The sequence below is a fragment of the Mesorhizobium tamadayense genome (assembly GCF_003863365.1).
GTDB lineage: Bacteria > Pseudomonadota > Alphaproteobacteria > Rhizobiales > Rhizobiaceae > Mesorhizobium > Mesorhizobium tamadayense.
In genome coordinates this window covers 1-26476 of record NZ_RQXT01000034.1, presented here as the reverse complement: position 1 = coordinate 26476, position 26476 = coordinate 1, and the positions used below count along the sequence as shown (strand labels likewise).

The window sequence follows — 26476 nt, the reverse complement described above, 5'->3', positions numbered from 1 at the left end:
CCATTCACTTGAACGAAAACAGATAACGATATAAAGAACTCTTTATATCACGACGGAGAGATTTCATGACCCGCACCATCGTCGCCTCGGCGACCCGAGAAATCGTCATCGGCTTCGACCAGCCCTTCTGCGTGATCGGCGAGCGTATCAACCCGACCGGACGCAAGAAGCTCGCCGCCGAGATGGTGGCCGGCAATTTCGAGACCGTCATCAAGGACGCGCTGGAACAGGCCGCCTGCGGCGCCACCATGCTCGACGTCAATGCCGGCGTCACCGCCGTCGACCCCAACGCGACCGAGCCGGCGCTTTTGGTGCAGACGCTGGAAATCGTACAGAACCTGGTCGACCTGCCTCTGTCGATCGACTCTTCGGTGACGGCCGCGATCGAGGCCGCGCTGAAGGTCGCCAAGGGCCGCCCGCTGGTCAACTCCGTCACCGGCGAGGAAGAGAAGCTTGAGGCCATCCTGCCGCTGATCAAGAAATACAACGTTCCGGTGGTCGCCATCTCCAACGACGAGACCGGCATCTCCATGGACCCGGATGTCCGCTTCGCCGTCGCCAAGAAGATCGTCGAGCGTTGCGCCGATTTCGGCATCCCCGCGCATGACGTCGTCGTCGACCCGCTCGTCATGCCGATCGGCGCGCTGGGCGATGCCGGCCGCCAGGTGTTTGCGCTGCTGCGCCGGCTACGCGAGGAGCTCAAGGTCAACACTACCTGCGGCCTCTCCAACATCTCCTTCGGCCTGCCGCACCGCCATGGCATCAACGCCGCCTTCATCCCGATGGTGATCGGCGCCGGCATGACGAGCGCCATCATGAACCCGGTCCGCCCGCAGGAAATGGAAGCCGTGCGCGGCGCCAATGTGCTCAACGGCACCGACGAGAACTGCACCAACTGGATCCGCACCTACAAGGACTACAAGCCGGCCGAAGGCGGGCAGGCCGTCGCGGCGCCAACAGCGGTCAACGCTCCAGGCGAAGGCGGCGGCAATGGCGGGCGCCGGCGCGGCGGCCGCGAGGCCCGCATGGCGAGGGCATAAGGTAGAGATTGTGACTTTTTCGACAGAGGGAGGCATTTGCATATGAACCCTCCCCCGAACATAACCGATCCGCTCGTGCTGTTCATGCCGTCAGGCAAGCGCGGGCGGTTCCCTGTCGGCACGCCGGTGCTTGATGCCGCGCGGCAGCTTGGCGTCTATGTCGAGAGCGTGTGCGGCGGCCGCGCCACCTGCGGACGCTGCCAGATCGAGGTACAGGAAGGCAGTTTCGCCAAGCACAAGATCGTCTCGTCCAACGACCACATCTCGCCGAAGGGCGCCAAGGAAGAGCGCTACGAGCGCGTGCGCGGCCTGCCTGAACGCCGCCGCCTCTCCTGCTCGGCACAGATCCTCGGCGACCTCGTCATCGACGTGCCGCAGGACACGGTCATCAACGCCCAGACCATCCGCAAGGACGCCGACACCAGGGTGATCGCCCGCGATACGGCGATCCGCATGTGCTATGTCGAGATCGAAGAGCCCGACATGCACAAGCCGCTCGGCGACCTCGACCGGCTCAAGATCGCCTTGATGAAGGATTGGGGCTTCAAGAACCTCGAATTCGACTTCTACCTCATGCCGCAGGTGCAGAGCATCCTGCGCAAGGGCAACTGGACCGCCACCGCTGCCATCCACAAGGATGCCGACAGCGACATCGCCCGTGTCATCGCGCTCTGGCCCGGTCTCAAGAACGAGGCCTATGGCCTTGCCTGCGATATCGGCTCGACCACGATTGCCATGCATCTGGTGTCGCTGCTGTCCGGCCGGGTCGCCGCTTCGTCCGGCACGTCCAATCCGCAGATCCGCTTCGGCGAGGATCTGATGAGCCGCGTCTCCTACGTGATGATGAATCCGGACGGCCGCGAAGGCATGACGGTCGCCGTGCGCGAAGCCGTTTCCGGCCTCGTCGACAAGGTCTGCGCGGAAGGCAATGTCCAGCGCAACGACATCCTCGACGCGGTGTTCGTCGGCAATCCGATCATGCACCATCTCTTCCTTGGCATCGATCCGACCGAGCTCGGCGGCGCGCCGTTTGCGCTCGCCGTCTCCGGCGCCGTGCGCATCAAGGCCTCCGACCTCGGCCTGAAGCTGAACCAGGGCGCGCGCCTCTATATGCTGCCATGCATTGCCGGCCATGTCGGCGCCGATGCCGCCGCCGTGACCCTCTCCGAAGGCCCGCATCGCCAAGACGAGATGATGCTGATCGTCGATGTCGGCACCAATGCCGAGATCGTGCTCGGCAACAGCACGCGCGTCGTGGCCGCCTCCTCCCCCACCGGTCCGGCTTTCGAAGGCGCGGAGATCTCCGGCGGCCAGCGCGCCGCGCCCGGCGCCATCGAGCGCGTGCGCATCGACCCCGAAACGCTCGAGCCGCGCTACCGCGTCATCGGCTCGGAGCTCTGGTCCGATCAGCCGGGTTTCGCCGAAAGCGTGCAGGCGACCGGCGTCACCGGCATTTGCGGGTCCGGCATCATCGAAGTGGTGGCCGAGATGTATCTCGCCGGCATCATTTCCGAGGACGGCGTCGTCGATGGATCGCTGGCGGCGCGCTCGTCGCGCATCGTCTCCCATGGCCGCACCTTCTCCTATGTGCTGAAGGACGGCGAGCCGAAGATCACCATCACCCAGAACGACGTGCGCGCCATCCAGCTTGCCAAGGCGGCGCTCTATGCCGGCACCAAGCTGTTGATGGAAAAGCAGCACACCGACCACGTCGACAGCATCCATTTCGCCGGCGCCTTCGGCTCCTTCATCGATCCGAAATACGCCATGGTGCTGGGCCTGATCCCCGACTGCGACCTCGACAAGGTCAAGGCCGTCGGCAACGCCGCCGGCGCCGGCGCTCGCATGGCGCTGCTCAACCGCGGCTACCGCCGCGAGATCGAGGAGACGGTGAGCAGGATCGAGAAGATCGAGACCGCGCTGGAGCCGAAGTTCCAGGAGCACTTCGTCTACGCCATGGCGCTGCCGAACAAGGTCGATCCATTCCCGAAGCTGGCCGCCGCGGTGAAGCTGCCGCCGCGCAAGGCGGTGGGCGAGGACGGCGCCGCTGGCGATGCCACCCCACGCCGGCGCTCACGCGAGGAGCGCGCGGCACGGCGCGGGCGCGAATAGACGGGCTCTCGGCCAGTATTTCAATTTCATTTGTATGCAAATGTTTCCGGATCTGCCTGATCCGGAAACCAAAACGCTGTTTTCGCGAAATCCCTCCGATACATGCGTGAGACATTTAGCAGACATCGAACGGCGGCCGCGGATAATCCTCGGCCGCCGCTCTTCAAGGGAGACGAAAATGTCGATGTTCGAAAATCTCGGCCGCTTCGGCGTGTCAATCCGGCAGGCCCATGCCCGTGACAAGGCGATCCGGGCGCTGAACAGCATGCCGGCGCATGTCCAGAAGGATATTGGCTGGCCGGCCTCGCCGCCGAGCGACCCGCAGGCAGCCCTTCACGCGCTGCTCCTGGACACGCCGCGCTGATGACCTTCGCCGACAAATGCAAGCTGCTCGGCAGGCGCCGGGGCCGGCAATCGGCCTCGGCGACCGGCGGCAACAAGCTACGCGCCGCGCTGCTGCCAAGGCGGTGAGGCGCAGCCATCGGGATCACGCCGATGTGCCCGTGGTGGAACCTTGACATTTTCAGTTAAGGTACAATCTTCGAATAGTAGGGGGAATTCTCTTAGTCGGCTCTGCCGAACGTGTATCCGATGCCCAGTCTGAAAAGCCACGTCGTCTCGTTCATTCTCAGGCACAGCCGCAAGCAGGCATTTTCAAGCCCCGAGAGTCTGCAGCGCTGGATCACATATGCTCGCAAGACCGAGGACTATCGTCCGCCGGCGTCGCTGAAGGCGCGACTCGACATCGCCGAGACCAGCATCGACGGCTTTCCCGTCTACGAGATCGCGCCGAAACCCGGCGAGCGCCGGCGCATCCTCTATTTGCATGGCGGCGCCTTCGTCTTTCAGATCACGTCCTATCACTGGGTGCTGATCGCCGAGATGGCGGAGCGGCTGGGTTTCGGCGTCACCGTGCCGATCTATCCGATCGCACCGGAGCATCATTTCCATGACATGTTCGGCATGGTCGGCGACGTCTACCGGCGCATGCTGGAAGAGACCGATGCCGAGGACATCATCTTCATGGGCGATTCCGCCGGCGGCAACATGGCCGTCGTGCTCACCATGATGGCGGCGCAGCAAGGCCTGCCCTTGCCGGCGCGTCATGTGCTGATCTCGCCCGGCCTCGACATGTCTTTGTCCAATCCGGAGGTGTTCGAGGCCGAGCGCAGAGATCCGTGGCTCGGCATTTCCGGCGGGCTCGAGGCGATCCGGCTCTACAGCGCCGGCATCGACCGCGCAGACTGGCATATCAGCCCGCTCTACGGCGATCTCTCGGTGCTGCCGAAGACGCTGCTGCTCACAGGCTCGCACGACCTTCTCAGCCCCGACAATCTGATCTTCGCCGCGAAGGCGCGCGCCGCCGGCGTCGAGGTCGATGTCGTCTACGAGGAAGGCATGTTCCACGTCTGGCCGCTGATCGATATGCCGGAGGCGCGACGCGCGCGCGACAGCATTGTCGACTTCCTCAGGGGCGAACCGCCACCGCGGCGAGCCCCCGCGCCGCGTCAAACCGAAACTGCCTACGCGGCGCGGCCTGCGGCGGCGGCCGAATAGCTCAGAATTTGCCGGTTTCCCGGAACAGCTCGAAGGTCGCGCGGATGTGGTCGGCGACGGCCTTGACCGGCGCGCTGGCGTCGGGCGCCACCACCATGGCGAGATTGTAGCTGCCGATATCGGGCATGCCGTCCTTCGCGCCCAGCGAGACCATATCGTCGCCGAGGAAGGATTTTGGCAGCGGCGCCACCGCGAGATCAGCCATGATCGCGGCGCGCTGACCGGCGGTGTGGGCGCTCATATAGGCGATGCGGTAGTTGCGGCCTTCGCGGCCGAGCGCTTCCAGGGCGCCGGCCCGCCAGGCGCAGCCTTCTTCCCATAGCGACACCGGCAGCGGCTCGCGCAGATGCGCGCAGCCGCCCTTGGCGCCGGCCCAGACGATTGGTTCGGTCAAAAGCACCTCGGCGCCGAGCGCGCTGGTCTTGTAGGAATTGGTAAGCAGCGTGATGTCGAGCGCGCGGTCATCCATGCGGCGGCGCAGATTGATGCTCTGGTCGATGGTGACGTCGACGGCGATCGACGGATGCGACTGCGCGAAGCGCTTCAACACATGCGGCAGCACGCGCTCGCCATAGTCATCGGGAGAGCCGAGCCTGACCACGCCGACAATGTCGGGAATGATGAACTTCGACACCACTTCGCGGTTGATCGACAACAGCCGCCGGGCGTAGCCGAGCAGCATCTCGCCATCGGTGGTCAGCGTCACCGAGCGCGCGTCGCGCGCGAAGACCGAGCGGCCGAGAATGTCTTCCAGCTTCTTGATCTGCATGGAGACGGCCGAGGGCGTGCGAAACACCGCGTTGGCCGCGGTGGTGAAGCTGCCGGTCTCGGCGATCGCCACGAAGGTGCGCAGCACGTCGAGATCGAGCAGCGGCAGAGGATGGTTGAGCGGGGCGTTCATCGGCTTGCCTTCAATTTTTCTGATGCAAACGATCATTCCATTTCGTTTGATTGAACATCACTTCAGGCGCATAGTCAACTCGATCGATGCAGGATGCTGCCAAAAGCAGGGATTGAACGACCATGACACGGACCTGCATCGATATGAAATGAAGCTGAAACAGACCTGACGTAAACGCATTGCCGGGCGCCCCCCTGCCCGCGTAGAGGAGAAAGAAAATGTCTATCCTGTCGTCCATCGGTCGGCTCGCGACCGAATTCAGCGCGGCCCGCGCCCGCTACCAGACCGAACGCGCCATCCATTCGCTGCCGATCGAGCTGCAGAAGGATATCGGCTGGCCGGAAGCTGCTGATGCCAAGTCCGGTTCTCGCCTCGGCGTCGGAAGCTGGGCCGGAGCAAAGTAACAAAGTGTGCGGTCAAACCTGAAGGTCTGCCGCGTCAGCTCGGCAGGCCTTTTGTTTGCATTCAAACGAATATTCGAGCCATGCCGCCGCTGCATGACGCATATGAACCACTCGCATAGCGCGCAATTCTCCATTTAACGCATTGTAAATAATCATAAATTTCGGGCATCTGCCCAAATATGTCGCGAACTATGTCGCTTTTCATATCAAGTGCTTCGCTTTTGCGATTTAGTTTCTGCTGAAGCGAGCCTATATCAGCGCGAGCCAAAACGAGCTGCCCCACTCCATCAAGCGAAGGCGACCCGTCTGAGCAACCCGAATGGAGATGACAATGAAGCTCTTTGCCCGCCTTTTTCCCCGCCGCGAAATGAACCTGACGACCGCTCTCGAGCGTCAGCGTCTTGCCAAGACCATGCCCGGCCAGACCGGCGCCATGGCTGCTGCTCGCCTCGGCTTCGTTGCCTGAGACAGCCTTTTTTCGAACGGCATTTGCTGCCGTCGCGCTGAATGGAATTCGACGCCGCCCGGCCTAGCCGCGGCGGCGTTTTCATTTTCATCGGGCTTTCGTTGCATGGGCGGCGGCGCCGACCTCAGACCAATTGCCCATTTGCGACCCGTGTCGCAAATTTAATCTTCACTTAGCCGCCTACCCGATTGACAGGAATGGTTTTTCCTGATGACGCTATGCTGTTCGCGACATTCTGTTCGCGTCATGGCTGCGTGAGGTTTCCCCGTGAATGCCGTAAAGCATCCGATCAAAAGATCGTTTGTGTTCTTCCTCGTCCCCGACTTCACCATGATCGCCTTTGCGACGGCGCTCGATCCGCTGCGCTCGGCCAACCGGATGCTCGGCTACGAGGCCTATCGCTGGCGCCTGGCCAGCATCGACGGCAAGCCGGTGCGCGCCTCGAACGGCGTCGAATGCGCCGTAAACACCTCGCTCGAGGAAGAGCGCAGGAAGATGGCCGGGCCGGACAGGCCGAACATGGCGATCGTGTGCAGCGGCATCAATGTCGAGCGCTACCACAACAAGTCCGCCTTCGCCTGGTTGCGTGAGGAATACAACCGCGGCGTCGCCGTGGGCGGTCTGTGCACCGGCGCGCATATCCTGGCCGCCGCAGGCCTCTTATCCAACAAACGCTGCGCCATCCATTGGGAGAACCTGCCGGGCTTTTCGGAGGCTTTTCCGAAGGCCAATGTCTTTGCCGACCTCTTCGAGGTCGACCAGAACGTCTACACCTGCGCCGGCGGCACCGCCGCGCTCGATATGATGCTGAAGCTGATCGGCGACGACTTCGACGAAAGCCTCGTCAACCGTGTCTGCGAACAGGTGCTGACCGATCGCGTGCGCAGCCCGACCGATCGCCAGCGACTGCCGCTGCGCGCGCGCCTGGGTGTGCAGAATTCCAAGGTGCTGACCATCATCGAGCTGATGGAGGCGAACCTCTCCGAACCGCTGTCGCTGATCGAGATTGCCGACCATGTCGATCTGTCGCGCCGGCAGATCGAGCGCCTGTTCCGCACGGAGATGGGCCGGTCGCCCGCCCGCTACTATCTGGAAATCCGGCTCGACCGCGCCCGGCACCTGCTCATCCAGTCGTCGATGCCGGTGGTCGAGGTGGCGGTAGCCTGCGGCTTCGTCTCGGCCTCGCACTTCTCCAAATGCTACCGCGAGCTTTATGCACGCTCGCCGCAGCAAGAGCGCGTCGACCGCAAGCAGCTTCTGGCGGCTTGAGCCGTCGAAAACCTAAGCGGATTGCGCCTGCGCGGTCCGCATCGCCTCGACGCGGATATCTTCGGTCAATTGCGCCTTCAGCGCCGAGAATTCCGGGCTGGTCTTCAGCGTGTAGTGGCGCGGATGCGGCAGGTCGACCGGCACGTCGGACTTGATGCGGCCAGGCCGCGCGCTCATCACGATCACCCGCGAGGCCATAAAGATAGCCTCCTCGATGTCGTGCGTGACGAACAGCACTGTCTTCTTGCGCCGCTCCCAGATGCCGAGCAGCAGTTCCTGCATCAGGCCGCGCGTCTGGTTGTCCAGCGCGCCGAACGGCTCGTCGAGCAAAAGGATCGCGGGGTCGTTGGCCAGAGCGCGCGCAATCGCGGTGCGCTGCTGCATGCCCCCGGAAAGCTGCTTCGGCCAATGGTTCTCAAAACCCTTCAGCCCGACGAGATCGACATAGGAAGCGACGATCTCGCTGCGCTCGCGCTCGGACATGTTCCGCTCGCGCAAGCCGAAGCCGATGTTTTCCGCGACCGTCAGCCAGGGAAACAGCGTGTAGGACTGAAAGACCATGCCGCGATCGGGGCCTGGCCGGGTGACGGCGTTGCCATCGAGCAGCACTCGACCGGTGCTCGGCGCCTCCAGCCCGGCAACGATCCTGAGCAAGGTCGATTTTCCGCAGCCGGACGGGCCGAGGATTGTGATGAAATCATTGGCTGCTACGGCAAGGTCGACAGGCTGCAGCGCCTGCACCGGCTGGCCGCCGCGCACCCCGGCAAAGGTCCGCGAGACGCCCTCGATGACAAGCTTGCTCACGCCAGGCTCCATGGATAGAGCCAGCGGTTGAGCGCCTTGAAGGCGAAGTCGGACAACAGCCCGATCAGGCCGATGACGATGATGCCGAAGATGATTTGCCCGGTCGCCAGCCGCGACTGGCTGTTGATGATCATGTAGCCGATGCCGGACGAAGAGCCGATCAGTTCGGCGACGATGACATAGGTCCACGCCCAGCCGAGCACCAGCCGCAGCGTCTCGGCGATCTCCGGCGCATTGGCGGGCATGATAACCCGCTTGACGATGCCGTTGTCCGTGGCGCCGAGCGTATAGGCCGCCTCGACCAGGTCGCGCCTTGTGCTGCCGACCTTGACGGCGATGATCAGGATGACCTGGAAGACCGAGCCGACGAAGATCACCAACAACTTTTCCAGCTCGCCGATACCGGCCCACAGGATGAGCAGCGGGATGAAGGCGGACGCGGGCAGGTAGCGGGCGAAGGACACGAACGGCTCCAGGAACGCTTCGACCGGCTTCCAGGCGCCCATGACGATGCCGATCGGCACGGCGACGATCGAGGCCAGCACGAAGCCGCCGAAGACGCGCCAGATGGTGATCAGGATGTCGAGCCAGAAACGGTCCTCGACCAAAAGCCGCCAGCCGTCCTTCAACATCGACAGCGGATCGGCGAGGAAGATCCGGTTCACATGGCCGCCGAGCGTGATCCACGCCCAGAACGCCACGAAGAGCACGAAGAAGGCGATGCCGAGCACGGTTCGCGTGCCCGGCGGAACGGGATGCAAGGGACGCAGCATCAGGCACTGTCCTTGGGAAGCAAGAACGGCGGCTTGTCGCCGCCGTCGATCGAAAGATATGGGATCAGTTGGCAACCGCGCTGGTGTCGGCGAGCGTCGTCACGCCCGGAGCTTCCTTGATCAATCCCATCTGCAGCAAGAGCTCCGCCGCGGTCTTGGAAAAGTCCTGGAACTCCTTGGTGAAGAACTGCTTGTTCTCCTCGCGGTCCGCCCATTTCAGGTACTTGGCCGAGTCCTCGAATTCCTTGGCCGACTGTTTCACGTCGGCGCCCATGATCTCGTAGGATTTCTGCGGCTCCTTCTTGATCATGTCGAGGGCGTCGAAATAGCTGTCGGCCAGCGCCTTGGCGGCGTCGGGGTTGGCCTTGAGGAATTCCGGCGTGCAGCCGACAGTATCCAACACCATCGGATAGTCGAGCGTGGTCGCCAGGATATGGCCCTGGTCGGCCTTGTCGCGCACGGCGGAGATGAAGGGCTCATAGGTGACGGCGGCATCGTTCTGGCCGGCCAGGAAGGCCTGCGCCGCCGCATCGGGCTCCAGATTGACGACGGTGACGTCCTTCGTCGACATGCCGTTCTTGTTGAGCACCCAGGCTAGCAGGAAATAGGGCGACGTGCCGGGCGCGGACGACGCGACGTTCTTGCCCTTGAGGTCGGCGACCGTCTTGATGTCGTTGCGCACCACGATGCCGTCGGCGCCGTAGGATTTGTCGAGCTGGAAGATTTGCTTGGTGGCGACGCCGCTGGCGTTCCACACCATCCAGGTCTCGACGGTGGTCGCCGCGCATTGCAGATCACCGCTGGCGATGGCCAGCGGACGGCTCGCTTGCGGAACTTTCTTCAGCGTGACGTCGAGCCCATGTTTCTCGAAAAGTCCGGCCTGCTTAGCTAAAGTCAGCGGCGCGAATCCGGTCCAACCGCTGATGCCGATGGTAAGCGACGTCGCGGCCATGGCCGGCGCCGACAATCCGGCGACGGCCGCCAGAGCCGCCGCGAAAATGCTGGTTCTGTTCATCGTGGTTCCCCTTTTATGTGGTGAGAAGAAATTGTCTCACAGAGCCCAAAAGGCTTGTCAATGAAGCAGGACCGGTCATGGACCATGGTCTAACGCAGCGGGGGAGAGCCCTGCGCGCCTGACCGGCTGCGGCCGCTCGCCCGAGACGCCGCCGGCGTTCAATACCGGTCGCAATAGCACTCCGCCGACGAGATGCGGTCGTTCCAGCCGGAACCGCCGAAATCGCGGACCCTGCGGTCGAGCTCGATCGAGCGGCCGCGCCTTCCCGAATTCTCATAGGCAACCAGCGTGCAGCCCCGCCGCACGAGCACCGAAGAGACGCGATCGTTCCAGAACCCGCCCCGGAAATTCACGGCGTCGTCGGGCCCCATTTCAAGCGAGCGACCGCGGAAGTTTGCATTCTCGAACAGCACGCAGGCGGCCTCGCCGTAGAATTGGGCGCTAGCGCTGCCGGCGCAAAGCAGAGACGCAAATATGGTCGGGATGAACAGGCGTTTCATTGTGACTTTCCTCGTTTGGTCGCTTCGGGCAGTTGCGCCGACCCCACGGCAGTTTGCCATCGTGCCATCGCTGGAAGCAAGCCCGCGTCCGGCAATCCTCGACGGTGGTTTCCAGACTGAAAACCCCGGCGCACGTCCCTGGAAATGTGTTCTTTGCCTGCGCAATACGGGCGGAAAACTGGAAACGATTCAGCGGCTGTCCAGCATCCAGCCGCGGTTGCGCCACATCTTCTCGCCGGCCAGGCAATCGGCGGCCGGCCTGTCGTCGGCGAGCACCACCGGCAGGTGAGCGGCCTCTTGCGCCGCCCATTGCTGCGAGGCCGGACCGGCAAGCTCAAGCACCAGCTTGCGGCGGATCGCTTCCGGAAACTGCGTCCAGTCGTTGACCGGGATCATGAAGGCGCCCGGCCCACCGATGACGCAGTCGCTGTAGTAGCGGTCGAGATTGTCGACATCGAAGGCGCCGCTGAAACCACCGCGCGTCATCAGCGGCAGCCCGTTGATGGTGATGCCCTGCTTGACCACCTCGTCGCGCGTGATGTCGACCGGCGCGCCCTGGTTGTTGGGTCCGTCGCCCGAAACGTCGATGACGCGCTTGGTGCCCTGAAAGCCGCTTTCGGCGAAAAGGTCGCTGCCGAAGGTCAGCGCACCGGAGATCGATGTACGTCGCGCGCTGCCTGGCGGACGCGCATTGAGCTGCGCGACGACCCGTTCGGCATCGGCACGATTGGCGATCACCGTCCACGGCACGATGACCCGCTGCCATCTGGTGCCGGCCCACTCGACATAGGTGACCGCGATCTTGCCATAGGCGCCGTCGGCGATGGCCTTCAATACATTGTCATGCGTGAGCGCAGCGGCATAGCCGTGGCGCTGGATCTCGAGCTCGGCCGGCGACATGGAAAGCGAAACATCGACCGCCAGGACCAGCTCGACATCGACCTGCTCTATCGCCGTCGATCGCGCGGTCAGGCCGAAGAGCAGCGCCAGCGCGGCGACGCCGGAAAGCCAATGCCCTGTTCGGCCGAAAGCGGACATGACGCGACGGTAAGCGATAATCGTGCACCAACAAAGTAAAAAGGCCCGGCGTCGACCGGGCCTCTTTTTGAAATCTGCGTGAGGCGAGCGCTCGCTTAGCTGCGCGGCTTGAGGTTCTCCGGGTCGTAGAGCGGCTTATAGCCGACGCCGGCGACCTCGACCGGATAGGTCTCGCCGAAATACTCCACCTGCAACTTGCGGCCTTCCTGGCAGTAAGCCCAGGGCAGATAGGCGAGCGCGATATTCTTGCCGATCGTCGGGCCATAGGCGACCGACGTGGTGAAGGAGCGCCGGCCGAGCTCATCGACCAGCGTCTCGCCGGTCGCGGGATCCTGCACCGGCATGGTGCCGACCGGATAGCGGGCGACGCCCTTGGAATCGGTGTTCTCGGTCATGACCAGCGTGCAAAGCATCGCTGGCTGGTGCTCGCGGGCGCGGTACTCCAGATGCTTGGCCTTGCCGCAGAAGTCGTTCTCCTTGACCTTCGGCCGGGCGAGATCAGCCTCCAGCAGATTGTATTCGGTCAGGAGATCGGCGTTCTGCAGCCGCAGGCTCTTCTCCATGCGGCGCGTGTTGGCATAGGTCTCGACGCCGAAAGGCATGACGCCGGTCGAGCGCAGCTCGTCCCAGACGGCCAAGCCGTCCTCGTAGCGCATATGCAGTTCCCAGCCCTGTTCGCCGACATAGGAGATGCGGAAGGCAGTGACGTCCTTGCCGCCGATCCTGATCGGCTTGATTGCCGCGAAGGGGAAGTTCTCGGGCGTCAGCCCGTTCGGATCCTCGATCACCTTCTGCAGGGTCGTGCGCGCGTTGGGCCCCCAGATGCCGATGGTGACGTATTTCTCGGTCACATCGGTGATGGTGACATCGAAACCTTTGTCCTGCGCGGTGCGCTGCATATAGCGGAAGTCGCGCGGACCGGCGTCGGCGCCGTCGATGACGCGGCAGCGGTCCGCCATGCGGATGACGGTGAAGTCGGCGCGCACCATGCCTTCCTCGTCGAGGAAGTGGGTGTAGATGCCTTTGCCGATATTGTTGTCGCCGCCGATCTTGGCCGCGCACAGCCATTCCAGCAGCGCGACATGGTCGGGCCCCTCAACATCGTACATCGAGAAATGCGAGAGGTTGACGATGCCGCAATCCGCGCTCATCGCCAGATGCTCGGCATTGGAGACGCGCCAGAAATGGCGGTTGTCCCACTCGTTCTCGCGCACCGGCACGCTGTTGCCGTATTTTTCTAAGAGATGCTCGTTGGCGGCGTAGCCGTGGGCGCGCTCCCAGCCGCCCAGTTCCATGAAGTAGCCGCCGAGTTCCTTCTCGCGCTCCCAGAACGGCGAGCGGCGGATGTTGCGGCTTTTGGAGAAGGGCTCGCGCGGATGGACCGCCGGATTGTAGACCTTCATCGCCGTCTCGGTGCAGCGATCCCAGATGAACTGTTCCTGCGTCTGGTGCGGATAGAAGCGCGCATAGTCGATCGCGTGATGGTCGATCGAGGTGCGGCTGTCGGTCATCCAGTCGGCGATCAGCTTGCCCATGCCGGGGCCGTCCTTGACCCAGATGGCGACAGCGTACCACAGCCCCCTCACCTTCTGGCTTTCGCCCATCGACGGGCCGCCGTCGGTCGTCACCTGCAGCAGGCCGTTGAAGGAATGGCCCTCGTTGTAGCCGAGCTCGCCGAGGATCGGCGTCAGCTCCATGGCGCGCTCCAGCGGCGCCATGATCTGCTCCATGTCGAGATCGCGCTGCGACGGCGAGAGCCGCGCCTGGTCCTTCTCGAGCAGGTCGCGGGGATGGCAGAGCCGCGGGTTTGTCTCCTCGTAATAGCCCCATTCGATCTGCCCGCCTTCGGCGGTCTTGGGATCGCCGGTGTCGCGCATATAGGCGGAGTTGCCCTGGTCGCGCAGCAGCGGCCAGCCGATCTCCTTGCCGGTGCCGGCGAACTCGTTGTAGGGGCCGAAGAAGGTGAGCGGATGGTCTATCGGCATGACCGGCAGGTCCTCGCCCACCAGCGCCGCGGTGAGTCGACCCCAGATGCCGGTACAGACGATGACATAGTCGGCTTCGATGGTACCGCGCTCGGTCACCACGCCCTTGATGCGGCCGCCCTCGACGATCAGCTCCTTGGCCGATGTATTGGCGAAGGCCGTGAGCTTGCCGGAGGCGACACCCTGGTCGACCAACTTGCCGGCCACCGTCTGCGAACGCGGGATGACGAGGCCGGCATCGGGATCCCACAAGCCGCCCTGCACCAGATGCTCCTCGATCAGCGGGAACTTTTCCTTGATCTCGGCCGGTTCGATCAGTCGGGCGCGGGTGCCGAAGGCCTTGGCGGAAGCGATCTTGCGTTTGATCTCCTCCATGCGGCCATCGTCGCCGACGCGCGCGACCTCGAGGCCGCCGATTCGAGCGTAATGGCCCATCTTCTCGTAGAAATCGATGGAGTAGAGCGTCGTCCAGCAGGACAGGAAATCGTGGCTGGTCGTGTAGCAGAAGTCCGAAGCATGCGCCGTCGAGCCGATATCGGTCGGGATGCCCGACTTGTCGATGCCGACGATATCGTCCCAGCCGCGCTCGATCAGGTGATGGGCGACCGACGCGCCGACGATACCGCCCAGACCGACGATGACGACCTTCGCCTTTTTCGGAAACTCTGCCATGGCCCGCGACTCCAAATTGGTAAAGCGGGCGCGCCGGCGCCCGTTCGAATGGCGCACAATATGCAGAGGACGCGGATTGAGCTACCGCCTGTTTGCGACACGCCGCAGGTGCGGCGCGACCCGGCGCGCAAGCTCACCCGCTGGATGCGATTTCGCTCAGGCGAAGGCCCAGATGTCCTCGGCCTGGAAGCCGACCTGGTAGCCGGCGGTCTTGAGCTTGACGACGACTTGGCCGATCTCGGCGGCCGGCAACGCGCCGACCTCGATCTTGATCATGCCGGGACGATAGCGCTCGAGGTCGAGCTGGTGGAACACCATCCAGTCGGCGCCTTCGCAGTCTACCAGGAAAGCGTCGATAGAGGTGATGCCGTTGCGGTCGAACAGCGTCTGCAAGGTCTCCGACGGCACCTCGATGTCCTTCAGATGCGGCGCGAACTTGTTGAAGTTGGCGTCCGCCTCGCCCCAGGCGTTCTTGCCCGACATCAGATTGGTGTCGGTGACCGACGAGCAGCCGATGAACTCGATCGGCAGCGTACCCGCTTCGAGTGCGGCGGCGGCGAAGGTGTGGACGGTGATGGTGCCCTTTGTCCTGGTCACCGCCACCGGTTCGATCACAAAACGTTCAGCGTCGGGATAGTTCGCGCGCAGCCGCTTCTGGTTGTAGGGGATCGGCTAGACGAGCAGTGCGCGCGCCCGAGGGATGCGGTGCAGCCAGGGCGTCACGTCGTCGAACAGCGCGCGTTCGCAGGCGCCGACATTGACCATCTGGAACGACCGGCTATTGCCGCCGAAGCGCGCCTTGAGCGCCGCCTTGGCGAGGAACTTCGTGCCGCGCAGCGCCGGTCCGCGATCGAGCAGCCCGGCCGGAAAGCCGAACGACAACAGAACGCGCGCGAGGCTGGAAACCGAGCTCATGACTTGTCTCCGGCAATGGAGCGCGAGGTCGAAGAAGTCGTTGACGATGTAGATGGCGGACGCCACGGCGCTGAACGAAACGAACGCCAGAACGCACTGCCAGATCATGCCGATGTTGAAATATTCGTGCGACAGCACCATCGGCACCGCGATCAGCGAATTCTTCAGCCACTGATGCATCCTCAGCATCTTGACGTAGGTCTTCAGCGTCCGCTTCGGCGCCGGCATGGTCTCGGCGCCACGCGCCGCTTGCCAGCGCTGGGCGCTGCGGTCCGGTGCCACGACGATGGCGTTGCGTGCGGCGTCGAACACCTTGAGATCGTGGCGGCTGTTGCCGGCATAGTCGAAGCCGGCGTCGCCGTAGGCGGCGACCAGCGAGGCGCGCTTCCTGCCCGACGTCAGATTGTGCGGTCCGTCCGTCGCCAGCACGCGGTCGAAGATGCCGAGATGGGCGGCGATCGCCTCGGCGAGCTTGCGCGGCGTGCCCGTCGCCAGCACGATCCTGCGGCCTTCCCCATGTTCGGCGCGGAGCCGCTCCAGCAATTCAGCCCGATAGGGCAGGCAAGCCGGATCGATGTCGACGCGCGCGGCGATTTCCCGCTTCAGCCGCGCCGGACCGCCGGTCAGCCAAAGCGGCAACAGAAAGAGATAGAGCGGGTTCTTCTTGAGCAGGATGAACAGGCCTTCCCACAGAAGGTCCGTTGCAATCAGCGTGCCGTCGAGATCGACTGCAAGCGGAATTGCGTTCCTGTCCGACCGCGCGTCCATTGTCGTCCTGCCCTGCTCACCCCGCGCCGCGTTTCGGCGTCTTCGCAACGGATATAACGGGGATGGCGGAGCGAACGTTAAAACGCCCGGTTGCAGCGCGCTGTGCCGACAGTATTTCCGGCGCCATCGTTAAGCGGCGGCTACCGGAAACGATAAAAGGCCGGACATTCGCCCGGCCTTTGCCGATCGCGTCTAAGTGCAATTACTTGATGCGGGCGACGCCGCCCGAGATCTCGACCGTTTCCGAGCCGGTCAGCGCTTCAAGGTCGCCATTGGGCAGGGTGACAAAGCAGCCATTCGGGCAGAACTCCACCGTCTCGCCGGCGGCCAGCGCCAACTCGGTCTTGCCGCCGCCTTCGGTCACGATCAGCGTGCGCGTCTGGGCGTCCTTGTTGACCGCGCTGGCGGCAAAAGCCGAACCGCCCAGGGCCAGGAAAGCGACGGCGGCAACGACAGACTTCCACATTGCAATTCCGGTGTTTCCACACCGCCTCTTGTTGCATTTCGCAAGGCATTCTCGCCCTTTGCGTGAGAGCTTATATGAGATGTAATCTGAACAGCAACTGAATGCCGCATTCATGCCACAATCGGATTTGGCCGGCCTGCAAACCCAAAACAATTCCAGGAAAAGTGTCAAACGGTTAGGCTCGGCGACTTCGCCGTAGCCTTCCGTCCGGAATTGCGTGAAAACAAAGAGATAGAGCGGTTCAGCGTTTCCGTGAAACGGCGGACCGGTCTAGTCGGGGTCGGGTTTGCGGCCTTTCCTCTTCGTCTTGGCCAAACGCTCCCGCTCGGCCGCGGCTTCCGCCTCCAGCCGCTCGCGCTCGGCGAATTCGGCCTCGATCTTGTCGTCGTCGATCGGCCACGACTCATGCTTCTTCGTCTCGACCACGGCGCGCGGCGTCGACGGGATCTCGATATGCTCGTCCTCGAAGATATCGAGGATCGCGAAGCGGATATCGTTCTGGACGATGCTGCCGTTCATCACGTCGGCCACGAACACGCGGATTTCGAATTCGAGCGCCGCCGGCCCGAAATTGGCGAAGAGCACGAAAGGCTCGGGATTCTTGAGCACCATGGGATGCTTGCGCGCGATATCGAGCAGAAAGGCATGGACGCGCTTGATGTCGCTGCCATAGGCGACGCCCACCTTGATTTCGACGCGGCCGAGCTTGTTGCGGTGCGTCCAGTTGCCGACCGCATTGTTGATGAGGTTGGAGTTGGGCAGGATCACCGACTGCCGCTGGAACGTCTCGATCTCGGTCGCGCGCACGCTGATCTTCTTGACCGTGCCGCTGATGTCGCCGGCGACGATCCAGTCGCCCACCTTGAACGGTCGCTCGGCAAGCAGGATCAGGCCTGAGACGAAGTTCGAGACCACGTTCTGCAGACCGAAGCCGATGCCCAGCGAAAGCGCGCCTGCCACCAGCGCCAGATTGGAAAGATCGATGCCCGCCGCCGATATGCCGATGAGCGCTGCAAGCGCGACGCCGGCATAGCCCACCGCCAGCCGGATCGAGTTGCGCACGCCGGTGTCGACCTTGCCGCGCGCCATGACCGAGCCGTCGAGCCAACCCTGGAACCAGCGCGTCAGGAAATAGCCGATGACGAATACGACGATGCCGGTGAGGATGCCGAGCACCGAGATGGTGACGGACCCGACCGTGACGCCTGTCGCCAGCTTGTAGGCCCAGGCTTCGATATCGCCGGGCTGGAAGCCCCACATCAAGAGGATCAGCGGCAGGAACACCAGCACGATCATCAGGTTGATGGCGGTGCTGACAACCAGGCCGAGCTGGTCGAGCGCGGTGTCCTCATAGCTGGAATTGGCCGACAGCCAGCGCCCGACCGAAGTGTCGGCGAAGCCGCCCTCCTCGCCGATCGCCCGCGCCGACAGGAAGCCGATATAGGCGGTGACCAGGGTGGTGCCGGTGACCACGACCTGAATCGAGACGAAAAGCGCAAGACCGATATAGCCGAGCAGCGCCGCGGCAATGGTGGAGAGGCCGAGCCCGATGGCAAGGAAGCGAAGCCATGCCGGCCACGGCCGCCACGAGCCGTCCTTCGCCCTAAAAGGCCTCAGCGCGCCCATCAGGATCAGGATGACGCCCACGATGACGGTGGCAACGAAGCTCCTGGCAATCGTCAGCGACAGCGGCGAGCCCATCTTCTCGTTGACGACCGACAGGAAGTAATTGAAGCCGAGAACCACGGCCATGGCAGTGGCCAGCCGCACCAGCCAGCGCGCGGCGCCGGTCTCCACCGGTATAAGCCGCCAGTTCGGCAGCCGCGGCTCGAGTGCTGCGTTGGTCAGCCGGTTGACGCAGAACACCACCGCGACGACCGACAGCAGCGCGTTGAGGAATTCGCCGATGTCGCCGCGCAGCACGTTGTAATAGTTGAAGAAGAACACGGTCGAGGCGAGGAACGCGCCGAGCGCCACGGTCGGCAGCAGCGTCGACCAGAACGCCACCGAAAGCCGGCTGAGGTAGGACGGCTCTTCGACCGAAGGATCGGCCTCGAAGATGCGGCCGAACAGGCGCCTGCCGCCGATCAGCAGCACGGCCGCCAGCGCCAGCGCCATCAGCGTCGCCGCAAGCATGGCCTGGAACTTGAACTTCAACGCGAAGGTGAGCCATGACGCCACCGCCTTGTAGAGGCCGGTGAACTGGTCGTGCGCGTCGGAAAGGGCCTGCGGGCTCAGCGCATCGGTCAATTGGTAGCGTTTCGTCAAAACGCTGCGGAAAATCTCGCTGCGCATGGTGGCGATCTTGTCGACCAGCCCGCTGATGCGGATCGAGAGATTCTGCGCGCTGGCGACCACGGCATTGATCTCGGCCTTCTCTGCCGTAAGCGCCGCCCGCTCATTGGCGACGATCGCAGGCTCCGGCGGTTGCCCCTGCGCCGGCGGCGGCCCCAATACCTTGATGCGAGCATTGATGTCGTTGAGCCGCGGACGGAACGCGAGCGCGCTGTTCAGCGCCGCCCGTGAAATATCCTCGAGTTGCAACCGGATATCGACAAGGCCGGCATCGTCCTGGTCGGGGGCGCTTAACTTCTTCTCCAGCCCGTCGGTCTTCGCCGTCAGGTCCTGGATGACGTTGGTCTGGTCGGCGACGAGCTGCGTGGAGCCCTGGCCGATCGCCTGCGCCAGCGCGTCGAGCGACGGCTGCGCTGCGACGGCGACAATGGCGACCAGGATCAGGCGTAGCAGTCGGAAAATCATGACGTGATGGGCGACTCGCGGCCGAAAAATCTTCGAAAATCCCGCCCTTGATAAAGACCGGCATATCAGGCGGCAAGCCGTTCCGATCATCAGGCCGATGCGGCGGATCGAAGTCGGCCTGTCGAAAAGCGATGGCGCAATCTTGGCTTTGCGCTTCTCGCCTGCTCTATAGTCTGCCGCCTCGCACCAACAGGACGATGGGAAGAATGGCGGAATATTCAGCCTTTTCGCTGCTCAAGAACGCGCTGGCCGGCAACCAGGACTGGAAGCCGGCCTGGCGCAAGCCGGATCCCAAGGCGTCCTATGACGTGATCGTCATCGGCGGCGGCGGTCATGGCCTCTCGACCGCCTATTATCTCGCCAAGGAACACGGCATCACCAACGTCGCGGTGCTGGAGAAAGGCTGGTTGGGCTCGGGCAATGTCGGCCGCAACACCACGGCGGTGCGCTCCAATTATCTCTTGCCGCAGAACACCCGCTTCTACGAGCATTCGATGAAGCTGTGGGAGAACCTGTCGCACGACCTCAATTACAACGTCATGTTCTCGCAGCGCGGCTGCCTGAACCTCGCGCACACACCCGCCCAGCTTGACGACTATGCAAGGCGCGGCAACGCCATGCGCCATCTCGGCGTCGATGCCGAGCTGATGAGCGTTGACCAGATCAAGCGGCTTGTTCCGGCGCTGGACGTCTCGGGTTCGGCGCGCTTCCCCGTCCTTGGCGGACTGATGCAGCCGCGCGCGGGCACCGCCCGGCACGATGCCGTCGCCTGGGGCTATGCGCGCGGCGCCGACCGGCGCGGCGTCGACATCATCGAGAATTGCGAGGTCACCGGCTTCCTACGCGACGGCGACAAGGTCATCGGTGTGACCACGAAGCGCGGCGATATCCGCGCCAAGAAGGTGGCGCTCGCCGTTGCCGGCAGTACCGGCCAGGTGATGCAGCTTGCCGGCATTTCGCATATGCCGATCGAAAGCTACGTTCTGCAGGCCTTCGTGTCGGAATCGCTGAAGCCGATCATCAACACCGTTCTCACCTTCGGCATGGGTCATTTCTACATCTCGCAGTCCGACAAGGGCGGTCTCGTCTATGGTGGCGACCTCGATGGCTACAACAGCTACGCGCAACGCGGCAGCCTGCCGGTCGTCGACGAGGTGATGAGCGAGATGCTGGCGCTGTTCCCTGGCCTGGCGCGGGTGCGCATGCTGCGCTCCTGGGGCGGCGTTTGCGACATGACGATGGACGGCTCGCCGATCATCACCACAGGACCGCTGCCCGGCATGTATCTCAACTGCGGCTGGTGCTATGGCGGCTTCAAGGCGACGCCGGCGTCGGGCTGGTGCTTCGCCTGGACCATCGCCAAGGACGAACCGCACGAGTTCAACGCGCCCTTCACGCTTGACCGTTTCTACCGCGGCCTCATCATCGACGACAAAGGCCAGGGCGCGACGCCGCGGCTGCATTAGGCCATGATCCCAAAAAGTGGAACCCGGTTTTTGGAAAAGGTCATGGTCGAACGAAAAGACATAATCGAATGCTGATCACTTGTCCCTATTGCGGCCCGCGCGACGTCATCGAGTTCACCTATCAGGGCGACGGCAACCGCACGCGGCCGCAGCCGGCCTCGCAGGACCTCGACGCCTGGAATGCCTATGTCTACGACCGGCTGAATCCGGCCGGCGATCACAACGAGATCTGGCAGCATTCCGGCGGCTGCCGCGCGCATCTCAGGATCGTGCGCAACACGCTCACGCATGAAATCCTGAGCACCGCCTTCGCCCGTGGCGGACACAAATCCGCCGGCCACAAAGCGGGAGGCAACCAGTGAGCCCTCGCCGCACAGAAACCGGCGGCCGCATCGATCGGCTGCGCACCATCCGCTTCACCTTCGACGGCGCGCCCTATACCGGCCATGCCGGCGACACGCTGGCCTCGGCGCTGCTTGCCAAGGGCGTCACGCTGTTCGGCCGCTCGTTCAAATATCACCGTCCGCGCGGCCTGCTCGCCGCCGGCGTCGAGGAACCGAACGCGCTGGTGACGGTGCTGCGCGGCGACGTGCGCGAGCCCAACATCCCGGCCACGATGGTCGAGATCTATGACGGGCTCGTCGCCGTCAGCCAGAACCGCTTCCCGTCGCTCGCGTGGGATGTCAGCGCCGTCAACCAGCTCGGCGGCAAGATCCTCTTGGCCGGCTTCTACTACAAGACCTTCATGGGGCCGGTGATCGGCCCGCTGAAGGGCACGCGCTTCTGGATGTTCTGCGAGCATTTCATCCGCCGCGCTGCCGGTCTCGGCAGGGCTGGCACCGCACCCGATCCGTCGCGCTACGAGCGCATGAACGCCTTCTGCGACGTGCTGGTCGTGGGCTCCGGCCCGGCCGGGCTGACGGCGGCGAAGGCGGCGGCCGACCAGGGCGCGCGGGTGATCCTCGTCGAGCTCGAGCCGCGTTTCGGCGGCACAGCGAACTGGTCGGGCGAGACAATTGACGGTGCGCCGGCTTCCGACTGGGCGGGACGCATCGTCGGCCAGCTCGAAGGCTATGACAATGTCCGCCTGCTGCCGCGCACGACGGTCTGGGGCTACTATGACGGCAATACCCTGGCCGCGCTTGAACGGGTGACCGACCATAAGGAAGTGCCGGCCAAGGGCGAGCCGCGCCAGCGCTATTGGGCGATCCGCGCCAAGACGGTGGTTCTCGCCACCGGCTCCTTTGAGCGCCCGCTGGTGTTTCCCGGCAACGACCGTCCGGGCGTCATGCTGGCGCATGCGGCCGAACGCTACGCCAACGAATATGGCGTGCTGCCGGGCGAGCGGATCGCGCTGTTCACCAACAACGACAGCGCCTATCGCTCGGCCGTTGCCTTGAAGAAGGCTGGTGCGGCGATCGTCGCCGTCATCGATGTCCGCAGCGACGTGTCGAACGAGATGAGCAGGCTGGCGAGCGAGGCCGAAGCTGAGCTGCTTGCCGGCCATGCCGTGGTCGCAACCGAAGGCGGCAAGGCGCTCGCCGGCCTCAAGGTGCAGCGCTTCGACATGATAAGCGGCGCGCTCAGCGGCGACGAGCGCAGCATCCATGCCGACTGCCTGCTGATGTCGGGTGGCTGGTCGCCGACGATCCATCTCGCCAGCCAGGCCGGAGCGAAAGCTGAGTGGGACCCGGGCAGGCAGGCCTTCCTGCCGCCGCGGCCGACTCAGCGTTGGCCAACTCAGCAATGGATCGGCGCCGGCGCTTTCACAGGCAGTTTCTCGACGGCGGAAGCCATTGCCGAGGGCCGCGCGGCCGGCCTTCAGGCTGCCGGCGGAACGGCGTCCTTGGCGGCTCTGCCCGTTGTCGGGGCTGCTCCTGGCGATCCCGATCCGGCGCCGGTCTTCGAGATCAAGGCCAAGGGCAAGAGTTTTGTCGACTTCCAGCACGATGTGACCGCCGAGGACGTGCGGCTCGCGCATCGCGAGGGCTTCGTCTCGGTCGAGCATCTGAAGCGCTACACCACGCTCGGCATGGCGACCGACCAGGGCAAGAGCTCAAACGTGCCGGGCCTCGCCATCATGGCCGAAGCGCTCGGCAAGCCGATCCCGGAAGTCGGCACGACGCGTTTTCGTCCGCCGTACACGCCAGTATCAATCGGCTCGCTGGCGGCCGAGCGCTTCGGCGATCTGAAGCCCGAGCGGCTGACGCCGATGCATGACTGGCATATCGCCAACGGCGCGACCATGTATTCGGCCGGCCTCTGGTACCGCCCGATGATCTACGGCCTTGCCGGCGAGACGGTCGAGCAGGCCTATGTCCGCGAGGCCAAGGCGTCGCGCGAGAGCGCCGGCATCGTCGATGTTTCGACGCTCGGCAAGATCGCCGTTCAGGGCCCGGACGCGGCGGAGTTGCTCGATCGCGTCTACACCAACGTGTTTTCCACTTTAGCCATCGGCAAGGCCCGTTACGGCTTGATGCTGCGCGAGGACGGCCTTGCTTTCGACGATGGCACCACCTGGCGGCTCGGCGAGCAGGATTTTTTGATGACCACCACCACCGCCAATGCCGGCAAGGTGATGCAGCATCTGGAATATTTCCTCGACGTCATCTGGCCCGAGTTGAAGGTCACGGTCACCTCGGTGACCGACGAACGGGCGGGCGCGGCGATCGGCGGACCGAACGCGCGTGCCATCCTTGCGTCCTGCGTCACCGGCACCGCCGTCGACAACGCGACCCTTCCGTTCATGGGCATCGTCCACGGCCAGATCGCCGGCGTGCCGGTGATGATCTGCCGCCTGTCCTTCTCCGGCGAAATGGCTTTCGAGGTCTATTCCGGCGCCGGCCACGGAACGCGGGTGTGGGAAGCGCTGATCGAGGCCGGCAGGCCTTTCGGCCTGGTCACTTACGGGCTCGAGGCGCTTGGCACCATGCGCATCGAGAAGGGCCACGTCACCGGCGCCGAGATCGACGGCCGCACCACGGCGCGCGATCTCTATCTCGACTGGATGCTGTCGAAGAAGAAGCCCTTCATCGGCTCGGCCATGATGGACCGCGAGGGCCTGATCGCTCCGGACCGGCTGCAGCTCGTTGGCCTCATCTCACTCGACAACCGGCCCTTCAACGGCGGCGCGCATATCGTCGAGGAACTGGACGAAGCCAATCCGCACGATTCGATCGGCCACATCACCGCCTGCTGCTATTCGCCGGCGCTGGGCAAATACATAGCGCTTGCGCTGGTCAAGGGGGGTAAGGCGCGGCATGGCACGCGCGCCTTCGTCTCCGACCCGCTGCGCAACCGGTACGGGCCAATCGAGATCGTCTCCAATCATTTCTACGATCCGGACGGGAGCCGCATGCATGGCTGATCGCCAATTGCCCGAACGCCAATCGCCCGAGCGCCAATTGCCCGAGCGCTTGTCGCCGCTTGAGCCGGTCTACCACCCCGGCTCGCACGGCAATTTCGAACACGGCGTCGACGTCATCCTGTCCGAGACGCGGCCGGGCTCGATCCTGCAGCTCGCGGCATGGCCGGGTGAAGAGAAGCGGCTAATCGATGCCATCCGCAAGGTCACCGGTCTCGCCCTGCCCGACGGCGCCGGAGGCGGCATAAGCAATGGCGGTCGCGCCGCCTTCGGCTTCGCGCCGGGAAAGTTCACCGTGGTCGACGAGGCCGAGGGCCTTGCGGCGGCCTTCGCCGGCGTCGTCACGCCGGCCATCGGCACGCTCACCGATCTTTCGCATGGCCGCACCGCGATCCGCATCGCCGGGCCGAAAGCGGAGTGGGTGCTGGCGAAATTCTTCGCCATCGACTTTGCCTTGCCGGCCTTCCCGCTGGGCGCCGGCCGCTCGACCAATCATCACGATGTCTTTGCTCAGATCCAGCGCAGCGGCGCCGACCAGTTCGACATCTATGTCTTCCGCTCCTTCGCGCGCTCGTTCTGGAAGGCCTTGTGCCACGCCAGCGAGGAAGTCGGCTACGAGGTGCACTAGGACCAGGCATCTGGCACTATCGACGGCCACAACTGCTGCTTGAGCGCTGGCCAGCAGAGGCGATAGGTAAGGAATCACGGGGCACTTGTCGGAGCAGGCGTCCGGTCAGGCAACCAGTTCACCATACCTTCCCATGACTGCAGAGATTTCGGCGACAGCCATGACCCGCTTTGCTCCGGCGGGCGAGCCATCGATGCTGTTGCCGGCGACCGTCGCCTGCGGCGTCTTCATGACCAGCCTCGACCAGAATGTCGTGGTGACCGCGCTGCCGGGCATCGGCGAAAGCCTGGCTCGCCCGCCGAGCCAGCTCGGCCTTCTGATCACCGTCTATGTCGCGAGCCTCATCGTCACGATGCCGCTCGGCGGCTGGCTGGCCGACCGCTTCGGCCTGCGCAACGTCTATTGCTTCGCGCTGCTGGTCTTCGCCAGCGCTTCGGCGCTCTGCGGCCTGTCGGAGAACATCTGGATGCTGGTCGGCTCGCGCGCGCTGCAGAGCTTTGGCGGCGCGCTGATGGGCACGCTCGGCCAGGTCGTGATCCTCTCGAGCTTTCCGCGCGACCGCACGCTCAGGATCAACATGTATATTTCGCTCGCCGGCCAGTCCGGGCCGCTGGTCGGGCCGCTCGTCGGCGGCGCGCTGACCACCTACGCTCCTGGCGCTGGATCTTCTACATCAACATACCGATCGCGCTGACGGCCGCTCTGCTAGCGGCTTCGCTGTTTCCTTCGACCACCAAGCCGGTCCGCACGCCGTTCGACTTTCCGGGCTTCCTGCTCGTTAGCGGCGGCATGGCGCTGCTCGTCTTCGGCATGGATTCGCTTGCCGCGAAGGATGCCGCGAGCAGCATCATCGCCGGCGAGCTTGGACTGGCGATCGTCATCCTCACCGTCGCCGCCTTCTACTGCCTGCGCGCCCGCAATCCGCTGCTCGACCTCAACCTGCTGCGCATCCGCACCTTCCGCATCAGCTTCCTCACCGGCGGCGGGCTCGACACGATCGGCCTGAGCTCCGTCGTCTTCCTGCTGCCGCTGATGTTCCAGCTCGGCTTCGGCATGAGCGCGGTGCAGGCCGGATCGCTGACCTTCGTCGCCGCGATCGGCTCACTGCTGATGCGCTTCTTCATGCCGCGCATCTTGAATCGCTTCGGCTTCAAGCGCGTTCTGGTCGCCAATACGCCGATCGCCGCGTTGCTGGTCGCCGGTTTTGCTTTGATGCAGGAAAGCACGCCCACCTGGATCGTGCTTGCCCACATCTTCGTCTTCGGCCTCTTTCGTTCGGTGCAGTGGGCCTCGACCGGCAATCTCGCCTACTCGGACATCGCGCCGGAACAGCTCGCGCGCTTCAGCGCGCTCTACTACATCCTTTGGCAGCTGGCGGTGGCGATCAGCGTCGGTCTGGCGGCGGCGCTGCTCTCGCTGCTCGCCGGCGGCGGCCAGGCCAGCATCAACGACTACCGCATCCTGTTCATTGTCGAAGGCTTGATCACGCTTTGCGCGCTGCTCGCCTATCTCAGGCTCACGCCGCAGGACGGCGCCCATGTCAGTGGCCATGGCGCTCATATGAGCACGGATT

General features: G+C 64.1%; 21 protein-coding genes and 3 pseudogenes. 13 read left to right on the top strand and 11 right to left on the bottom strand.

The genetic code is table 11. The features are described 5' to 3' along the window. Positions 1 to 65: 65 nt before the first annotated feature. From EH240_RS23895 to EH240_RS23880, 4 genes and pseudogenes are all read left to right on the top strand, one after another. Complete coding sequence (locus EH240_RS23895; protein ID WP_125003204.1) at positions 66 to 1040, top strand: methyltetrahydrofolate cobalamin methyltransferase; 975 nt, start codon at positions 66 to 68, stop codon at positions 1038 to 1040. Further along, a pseudogene (locus EH240_RS23890) lies at positions 991 to 3152 on the top strand (ASKHA domain-containing protein). The gene EH240_RS23895 and the pseudogene EH240_RS23890 overlap by 50 nt, the downstream one beginning before the upstream one ends. Before the next feature lie 178 nt (positions 3153 to 3330). Continuing rightward, the gene (locus EH240_RS39175) at positions 3331 to 3516 is read left to right on the top strand and encodes a hypothetical protein (RefSeq protein ID WP_245436327.1); all 186 of its coding nucleotides are present in this window, start codon (positions 3331 to 3333) and stop codon (positions 3514 to 3516) included. A gap of 227 nt (positions 3517 to 3743) precedes the next feature. Beyond that, positions 3744 to 4709 (top strand): alpha/beta hydrolase, encoded by a 966-nt coding sequence (locus EH240_RS23880; RefSeq protein WP_125003198.1) that lies wholly within the window; start codon positions 3744 to 3746, stop codon positions 4707 to 4709. A gap of 1 nt (position 4710) precedes the next feature. On the opposite strand, the gene EH240_RS23875 is transcribed toward EH240_RS23880, so the two are convergent. Continuing rightward, complete coding sequence (locus tag EH240_RS23875; protein WP_125003195.1) at positions 4711 to 5610, bottom strand: LysR substrate-binding domain-containing protein; 900 nt, start codon at positions 5608 to 5610, stop codon at positions 4711 to 4713. A gap of 218 nt (positions 5611 to 5828) precedes the next feature. Here EH240_RS23875 and EH240_RS23870 point away from each other — a divergent pair, with 218 nt between their 5' ends. From EH240_RS23870 to EH240_RS23860, 3 genes are all read left to right on the top strand, one after another. Next, the gene (locus EH240_RS23870; protein WP_125003192.1) at positions 5829 to 6014 is read left to right on the top strand and encodes a hypothetical protein; all 186 of its coding nucleotides are present in this window, start codon (positions 5829 to 5831) and stop codon (positions 6012 to 6014) included. A gap of 331 nt (positions 6015 to 6345) precedes the next feature. Continuing rightward, complete coding sequence (locus tag EH240_RS39695) at positions 6346 to 6480, top strand: hypothetical protein (RefSeq protein ID WP_082980636.1); 135 nt, start codon at positions 6346 to 6348, stop codon at positions 6478 to 6480. A gap of 330 nt (positions 6481 to 6810) precedes the next feature. Further along, positions 6811 to 7749 carry a GlxA family transcriptional regulator gene (locus EH240_RS23860; protein ID WP_425374827.1) on the top strand — a complete coding sequence of 313 codons (939 nt, stop codon included), beginning with the start codon at positions 6811 to 6813 and terminating at the stop codon, positions 7747 to 7749. 12 nt (positions 7750 to 7761) lie between these two features. Here EH240_RS23860 and EH240_RS23855 read toward each other — a convergent pair whose 3' ends face one another. The 10 genes and pseudogenes from EH240_RS23855 to EH240_RS23810 all read right to left on the bottom strand — a co-directional run bounded on the left by EH240_RS23855 (position 7762) and on the right by EH240_RS23810 (position 19445). Further along, positions 7762 to 8553 carry an ABC transporter ATP-binding protein gene (locus tag EH240_RS23855; protein WP_125003187.1) on the bottom strand — a complete coding sequence of 264 codons (792 nt, stop codon included), beginning with the start codon at positions 8551 to 8553 and terminating at the stop codon, positions 7762 to 7764. After that, entirely contained in the window at positions 8550 to 9326 is a 777-nt protein-coding gene (locus EH240_RS23850; RefSeq protein WP_167484132.1) for an ABC transporter permease, read from the bottom strand. Before EH240_RS23850 ends, EH240_RS23855 begins: the two co-directional genes overlap by 4 nt. A 64-nt stretch (positions 9327 to 9390) precedes the next feature. Further along, positions 9391 to 10341 carry an ABC transporter substrate-binding protein gene (locus tag EH240_RS23845; RefSeq protein WP_125003185.1) on the bottom strand — a complete coding sequence of 317 codons (951 nt, stop codon included), beginning with the start codon at positions 10339 to 10341 and terminating at the stop codon, positions 9391 to 9393. A gap of 158 nt (positions 10342 to 10499) precedes the next feature. After that, a complete protein-coding gene (locus EH240_RS23840; protein WP_125003183.1) occupies positions 10500 to 10841 on the bottom strand; it encodes a beta/gamma crystallin family protein in 342 nt (113 codons plus the stop codon). Between the two features lie 189 nt (positions 10842 to 11030). Continuing rightward, positions 11031 to 11879, bottom strand: coding sequence for a DUF1194 domain-containing protein (locus tag EH240_RS23835; protein ID WP_125003181.1), 849 nt, complete (start codon positions 11877 to 11879; stop codon positions 11031 to 11033). Between the two features lie 95 nt (positions 11880 to 11974). Then, on the bottom strand, positions 11975 to 14536 hold the full coding sequence (locus tag EH240_RS23830; protein ID WP_125003179.1) for a GcvT family protein: 2562 nt from the start codon (positions 14534 to 14536) through the stop codon (positions 11975 to 11977). A 156-nt stretch (positions 14537 to 14692) separates the two neighbouring features. After that, a pseudogene (locus EH240_RS39920) lies at positions 14693 to 15451 on the bottom strand (FkbM family methyltransferase). Between the two features lie 8 nt (positions 15452 to 15459). Further along, a pseudogene (locus tag EH240_RS23820) lies at positions 15460 to 16219 on the bottom strand (haloacid dehalogenase-like hydrolase); the annotation flags it as partial. Between the two features lie 202 nt (positions 16220 to 16421). Continuing rightward, positions 16422 to 16685, bottom strand: a complete 264-nt coding sequence (locus tag EH240_RS23815; protein ID WP_125003178.1) for a hypothetical protein — start codon at positions 16683 to 16685, stop codon at positions 16422 to 16424. Between the two features lie 270 nt (positions 16686 to 16955). After that, positions 16956 to 19445 (bottom strand): mechanosensitive ion channel family protein, encoded by a 2490-nt coding sequence (locus tag EH240_RS23810; RefSeq protein ID WP_125003176.1) that lies wholly within the window; start codon positions 19443 to 19445, stop codon positions 16956 to 16958. A gap of 206 nt (positions 19446 to 19651) precedes the next feature. On the opposite strand from EH240_RS23810, the gene EH240_RS23805 reads away from it, so the two are divergent. From EH240_RS23805 to EH240_RS23785, 6 genes are all read left to right on the top strand, one after another. Next, positions 19652 to 20911: a sarcosine oxidase subunit beta gene (locus EH240_RS23805; protein WP_125003174.1), complete on the top strand. Its 1260-nt coding sequence runs from the start codon at positions 19652 to 19654 to the stop codon at positions 20909 to 20911. Between the two features lie 68 nt (positions 20912 to 20979). Next, the gene (locus tag EH240_RS23800; protein ID WP_125003172.1) at positions 20980 to 21273 is read left to right on the top strand and encodes a sarcosine oxidase subunit delta; all 294 of its coding nucleotides are present in this window, start codon (positions 20980 to 20982) and stop codon (positions 21271 to 21273) included. After that, on the top strand, positions 21270 to 24278 hold the full coding sequence (locus EH240_RS23795) for a sarcosine oxidase subunit alpha (RefSeq protein WP_125003170.1): 3009 nt from the start codon (positions 21270 to 21272) through the stop codon (positions 24276 to 24278). The genes EH240_RS23800 and EH240_RS23795 overlap by 4 nt, the downstream gene beginning before the upstream one ends. A gap of 37 nt (positions 24279 to 24315) precedes the next feature. Beyond that, a complete protein-coding gene (gene soxG / locus EH240_RS23790) occupies positions 24316 to 24903 on the top strand; it encodes a sarcosine oxidase subunit gamma family protein (RefSeq protein ID WP_125003301.1) in 588 nt (195 codons plus the stop codon). A gap of 160 nt (positions 24904 to 25063) precedes the next feature. Next, positions 25064 to 25597, top strand: coding sequence for an MFS transporter (locus EH240_RS39690; RefSeq protein ID WP_281035151.1), 534 nt, complete (start codon positions 25064 to 25066; stop codon positions 25595 to 25597). After that, a partial coding sequence (locus EH240_RS23785) for an MFS transporter (protein WP_281035152.1) occupies positions 25567 to 26476 on the top strand: 910 nt, incomplete at its 3' end. The genes EH240_RS39690 and EH240_RS23785, both read left to right, overlap by 31 nt.